This is a genomic window from Aeromonas sp. 604176 (genome assembly GCF_049170755.1).
Taxonomy (GTDB): domain Bacteria; phylum Pseudomonadota; class Gammaproteobacteria; order Enterobacterales; family Aeromonadaceae; genus Aeromonas; species Aeromonas veronii_A.
In genome coordinates this window covers 1-5,456 of the sequence record NZ_JAAKNE010000174.1, presented here as the reverse complement: position 1 = coordinate 5,456, position 5,456 = coordinate 1, and the positions used below count along the sequence as shown (strand labels likewise).

Annotated in this window: 5 protein-coding genes; 4 read left to right on the top strand and 1 reads right to left on the bottom strand. The window is 57.5% G+C overall.

The features are described from left to right. Positions 1-1,296: anaerobic C4-dicarboxylate transporter (locus tag G5358_RS19925; protein WP_421324772.1), on the top strand; the 1,296-nt coding region annotated here is incomplete at its 5' end. Positions 1,297-1,546: 250 nt separating this feature from the next. On the opposite strand, the gene tsaD is transcribed toward G5358_RS19925, so the two are convergent. Then, a complete protein-coding gene (gene tsaD, locus G5358_RS19920) occupies positions 1,547-2,560 on the bottom strand; it encodes a tRNA (adenosine(37)-N6)-threonylcarbamoyltransferase complex transferase subunit TsaD (RefSeq protein ID WP_005340567.1) in 1,014 nt (337 codons plus the stop codon). Between the two features lie 179 nt (positions 2,561-2,739). Between tsaD and rpsU the strand changes: the two genes are divergently transcribed. The 3 genes from rpsU to dnaG all read left to right on the top strand — a co-directional run bounded on the left by rpsU (position 2,740) and on the right by dnaG (position 5,290). Then, positions 2,740-2,955 carry a 30S ribosomal protein S21 gene (rpsU, locus tag G5358_RS19915; protein WP_005309452.1) on the top strand — a complete coding sequence of 72 codons (216 nt, stop codon included), beginning with the start codon at positions 2,740-2,742 and terminating at the stop codon, positions 2,953-2,955. A gap of 15 nt (positions 2,956-2,970) precedes the next feature. Next, positions 2,971-3,414, top strand: coding sequence for a GatB/YqeY domain-containing protein (locus tag G5358_RS19910; protein ID WP_005349081.1), 444 nt, complete (start codon positions 2,971-2,973; stop codon positions 3,412-3,414). Positions 3,415-3,502: 88 nt separating this feature from the next. Continuing rightward, positions 3,503-5,290, top strand: a complete 1,788-nt coding sequence (dnaG, locus tag G5358_RS19905; RefSeq protein WP_421324771.1) for a DNA primase — start codon at positions 3,503-3,505, stop codon at positions 5,288-5,290. The last annotated feature ends 166 nt before the right edge of the window (positions 5,291-5,456 follow it).

Sequence of the window (5,456 nt, the reverse complement as noted above, 5' to 3'; positions counted from 1 at the left end):
GTGCTCGCCGCTATCTATCTGGGGGCCCGGATAGGCAGCATCGGCATCGGCTTTGCCGGTGGTCTGGGGGTACTGGTATTGACGTGGGGTCTGGGCATGCCCATCCCGAGCGATCAACTGGTCAGCTACATCCCTTGGGATGTGATCATGATCATCGCGTCCGTCATCTGCGCCATCGCCTGTATGCAACTGGCTGGCGGGATGGACTATCTGGTCTTCCTGGCAGAAAAAGCGCTGCGCAAGAACCCCAAATACATCACCTTCGCCGCCCCGGTGGTCACCTACCTGATGACCATGCTGGCCGGTACCGGTCATACCGCCTTCTCCACCCTGCCGGTGATCGCTGAAGTGGCCAAAGAGCAAGGGATCCGCCCATCCCGTCCTCTCTCCATCGCGGTTGTCGCTTCCCAGATCGCCATCACAGCCTCCCCAATTTCTGCCGCTGTGGTTGCCTTCTCCGGCATGCTCGAGCCGTTCGGTGTTGACTACCTGACCCTGCTGGCCATCTGCATCCCCTCTACCTTCCTGGCCTGTATCCTGGGCGCCTTCATTGCCAACATGATGGGCAAACCGCTGGATCAGGACGAAGTCTATCTGGAGCGTAAAGCCAAGGGCCTGATCAAACTGCGTGGTACTACCAAGCTCGAGATCAAACCGTACGCCAAACTGTCTGTCTGGATCTTCATCGCCGCCATCGTTGCTGTCATGGCTTATGCCACTGCCATCTCCGGTAAAGTGGGCCTGATCACCAACCCGCCGATCCCCCGTGACGGTGCCATCATGGGCATCATGTTGGCCGCGGCCACCATCATGACCCTGGTGTGCAAACTGGACGCCACCCAGGTCACCAACATGCCGACCTTCAAGTCCGGTATGTCCGCCTGTATCTGCGTACTGGGTGTGGCCTGGCTGGGTAACGTCTTCGTGAAAGGCAACATGGACACCATCCAGCTGATCGCTGGCGACCTGCTGAACCAGTACTCCTGGCTGCTGGCCGTGGTGCTGTTCTTCGCTGCCATGCTGCTCTATTCACAAGGCGCCACCACCAAAGCGTTGATGCCTGCCGCACTGGCACTGGGTGTCAGCCCGCTGACTGCGATTGCCTCCTTCGCAGCCGTGAGCGCCCTGTTCGTACTGCCGACCTACCCGACCCTGCTGGCCGCGGTAGAGATGGACGACACCGGCTCCACCCGTATCGGTAAGGCGGTCTTCAACCACCCCTTCTTCGTACCGGGCACCGCCACCATCGCCATCGCCGTGGCACTGGGCTTCTTCTTCGGCGGCATCCTGCTGTAATTCATCGCCTGCTGATAGCCAAACAAAAATCCCCGCCAGTTGGCGGGGATTTTTTTTATCTCTTTTTACTCTGTGGTTGGCTTGGCTGTCTGACAGCAAGAGGGCTGACCTCTTATCCGGATGGCTCAACCACGGCGACAGCAGACACTACAACAGCCTACCAGCTGCGCTATAACCACCGCTGCTGGATTGCCGGAGTAGTAGGCCACCATGGTACTCAGCACCACGCCAGAAGGCGGGAACCCTCGGATCAGACCGGATCCAGGGTATCCAGCGGCCAGCGCGGCACGGCTTTGACCGCCAGCGGCTCAAACACGCCCGCTTTCAGGCGCTGCATACCGGCGTAAGCGATCATGGCGCCGTTATCGGTGCAATATTCAGTGCGCGGATAGAACACCTCGCCCTTGAGGCTCTCCATCAGCTCGGCCAGCTGGGCACGCAGATGACGGTTGGCACTGACGCCACCGGCGACCACTAGACGCGTGAGACCGGTCTCTTTCAAGGCACGACGGCACTTGATGGCCAGGGTATCGACCACCGCATCTTCAAACGCCCGAGCGATATCGGCACGGGTCTGTTCATCATCACCATTGGCGGCGATGGTGTTGGCGGTGAAGGTCTTGAGGCCGGAGAAGCTCATGTCGAGCCCTGGGCGATCAGTCATGGGACGGGGGAAGTGGAAGCGCCCCTTAGTGCCCTTCTCGGCCAGACGGGAGAGCAGCGGACCACCCGGATAGTCCAGCCCCATCAGCTTGGCGGTCTTGTCGAACGCTTCGCCAGCGGCATCGTCGATGGATTCCCCCAGCAGCTGATAGCTGCCGATACCATCGACCCGCACCAGCATGGAGTGACCACCGGAGACCAGCAGCGCCACGAAGGGGAACTCGGGAGCTTTCTCTTCCAGCATGGGGGCCAGCAGGTGCCCTTCCATATGATGGACCGCAATGGCCGGCTTGTTCCACGCCATCGCCAGAGAGCGGCCAATGGTCGCCCCCACCAGAATGGCGCCAACCAGACCCGGACCCGCGGTATACGCGATGCCGTCGATGTCATCTTTGCCCAGTCCCGCCTCTTGCAATGCGGCCTGGATCAACGGGATCGTCTTGCGAACATGATCCCGGCTGGCGAGTTCGGGGACAACGCCACCGTAGTCCGCATGCAGCTTGACCTGGCTGTATAACTGATGGGAAAGGATCCCTTTTTGATCGTCGAAGATCGCGATCCCGGTTTCGTCACAGGATGTCTCTATGCCCAATACACGCATTGCTAAAAAATTTCACTGCTAAAATGAGACGGCTATGGTAACCTTCGCGGGTTTTTTAAACCAGAGCGATCTCTGCGGGTTTACTTTCATTCCCTGTCCAGAGTATAATTTCGCACCATTTTAAGACATGCTGATCGATTGAAGGTCAGCTAACAATTTATCACTGAGGTGAAAGGCACATGCCAGTAATCAAAGTCCGTGAAAATGAGCCGTTTGACGTTGCTCTGCGTCGTTTCAAGCGTTCTTGCGAAAAAGCCGGTATCCTGTCCGAAGTTCGTAGCCGTGAGTTCTACGAGAAGCCGACTACCATTCGTAAGCGCGCCAAAGCGTCTGCTGTCAAGCGTCACGCCAAGAAGCTGTCTCGCGAAAACGCACGTCGTATCCGCCTGTACTAATCGGGAGATATTGCCGTGTCTCTGAAGGATCAACTCAAGGATCAGCAAAAACTCGCCATGCTTGCCAAAGATAAGGCACGTCTGGGAGCGATCCGCTTGTTGATGGCAGAAATCAAGCAACGTGAAGTCGATACCCGTATTGAGCTGAATGATGAGGATATCCTCGCTGTCGTGACCAAAATGGTCAAACAGCGCCGCGATTCCATCAGCCAATTTGAAGCTGCCGGTCGCCAGGATCTCGCCGACAAAGAGTCCGCCGAGATCGTTGTGTTGCAGGAGTTCCTGCCGCAACAGCTGACCGCAGATGAAATTGCCGCCCTGATCGAGCAAGCCATCACTGAAAGTGGTGCTGCCGTTATGGCTGATATGGGCAAGGTCATGGCTGTTTTGAAGCCGAAAATTCAGGGGCGTGCCGATGTCGGCGCCGTCAGTGCTCAGGTGAAAACCCGCTTGGCGTAACAGGCAACTCTCTTGTTTGGTCGAAGAAGCCGTGCTTCCATTGGAATGCGCGGCTTTTTTATTTTCTCCGCAATGAAACAGGACGGTTATGGCAGGCAGGATCCCCCAATCCTTTATCGACGATCTGCTCGTACGCACAGACATAGTCGAGCTGATCGACTCGCGAGTGCGGCTGAAAAAAGCCGGTAAGAACTACCAGGCTTGCTGCCCTTTTCATAACGAAAAAAGCCCCTCTTTTACCGTCAGCCAGGAGAAGCAGTTCTACCACTGTTTCGGTTGTGGCGCCCACGGCAACGCCATCGGCTTTGTCATGGAGTACGACGGTCTCGAATTTCCCGATGCCATCGAAGAGCTCGCCAGCATGCAGGGCATGCCGGTACCTCGCGAGCAGAGCATCGGCGGCTCGGCCAATAGCCAGCCCGCTGTCAGCAAGGATCTGTTCGAGCTGATGAACCAGATTGCCCGCTTCTACGAGAGCAACCTCAAGAGCGCTCCCCATGCGGTGGAGTACCTCAAAGGCCGCGGCCTGACCGGTGAAGTGGTCAAACGCTTCAATATTGGCTATGCACCCGGCGATTGGGATCAGGTGCGTCGCCGCTTCGGCGCCAGCCGGGATCACGAGCAGTTGCTTATCTCGGGCGGCATGCTGATCACCCGTGGCAATGGCCCGGGGAGTTATGATCGTTTCCGCGATCGCATCATGTTCCCGATCCGTGACAAGCGTGGCCGGGTCATCGGTTTCGGTGGCCGGGTGCTGGGTGATGGCACCCCCAAATACCTGAACTCGCCGGAGACCCCCATCTTCCATAAAGGGCGGGAGCTGTTCGGTCTCTACGAAGTAAAGCAGGCACACAAGGATCCACGCCGGATCCTGGTGGTGGAAGGCTACATGGATGTGGTGGCACTCGGTCAGTACGACATCGACTATGCGGTGGCGGCGCTGGGTACTGCAACGACCAGCGACCATATCCACACCCTGTTTCGCACCACCGCCGAGGTAGTCTGCTGCTACGACGGTGACAACGCCGGTCGTGAAGCCGCCTGGCGCGCGCTGGATAATGCCCTCCCTCATCTGCAGGATGGCCGCGAGCTGAAGTTCGTGTTCCTGCCCGATGGCGAGGATCCCGACTCGCTGGTACGCCAGATCGGCAAGGAGGGTTTTGAAGCCCTGCTCGATGAAGCCCAACCGTTCGCCGACTTCATGTTCGAGCGTCTCGGTCGGGATGCCGCACTTTCGGGTGAGGCAGGCAAGTTCGAAGTGGCCAACAAGGCCGCCGAGCTTATTCGTCGCGTTCCGGAAGGGTTTACCCGCGAAGGGCTGATCACTCGTCTCTCCAGCATGATGCGTTGGGGCGAGAACAAGCAGCGCATCGCCGAGCTCTTTGCTCGCAACAGTCAGCCCAAGGCCGAGGTCAACAAACCCAAGGCAGCCAAGCTGACACCACTGCGGCGTGCACTGGCACTGATGGTGCAATATCCGGCAGTAACGGCTGAGCTTCCCCCCATGCCGGAATTGGCCGGACTACGCGTACAGGGCATCAAGTTCCTGCTGCAACTGCACCAGCAAATCCAGGCACAGCCTGGTATCACAACCGGTATCCTGCTGGAACACTGGCGTGGTACCAAGGAAGGAGAGATCCTTGCTCAGCTGGCCATGCACGACCTGTTCGAGGAGATCAAACTCGATCAGGAGCCGGATATTCTGGGAGAATTGCAGGACACCTTCGTCGGCTTCATCAACCAGTTTCTGAAGCAGCGGATCGAAGAATTGCAGGCCAAAGTGGCTCAGGAAGGACTAAGCTCCGAAGAAACCCAAGAGCTGATGATGCTGATAAGAGAGGTGCAAATTGAGAAAAGAAATGAGAGTGGGGCTTGATATTTGAGTGATTAGTCCCAATATGGATAGCGTTGCCCGAATCGACGGGATGAAAAGCAAAATTTTTATAACCGCCTGGCCCCGACAATACTGCGGGCAGGGGTTTCTCATGACCGACGCCGCAACCAGACATAGCATGTCTGGCGGTTTTCTATTAGAATTGGCT

Excerpts from the sequence above, each read along its gene's own strand:
- tsaD (WP_005340567.1), bottom strand. The coding sequence starts at position 2,560 with ATGCGTGTATTGGGCATAGAGACATCCTGTGACGAAACCGGGATCGCG.
- rpsU (WP_005309452.1), top strand. The coding sequence starts at position 2,740 with ATGCCAGTAATCAAAGTCCGTGAAAATGAGCCGTTTGACGTTGCTCTG.
- dnaG (WP_421324771.1), top strand. The coding sequence starts at position 3,503 with ATGGCAGGCAGGATCCCCCAATCCTTTATCGACGATCTGCTCGTACGC.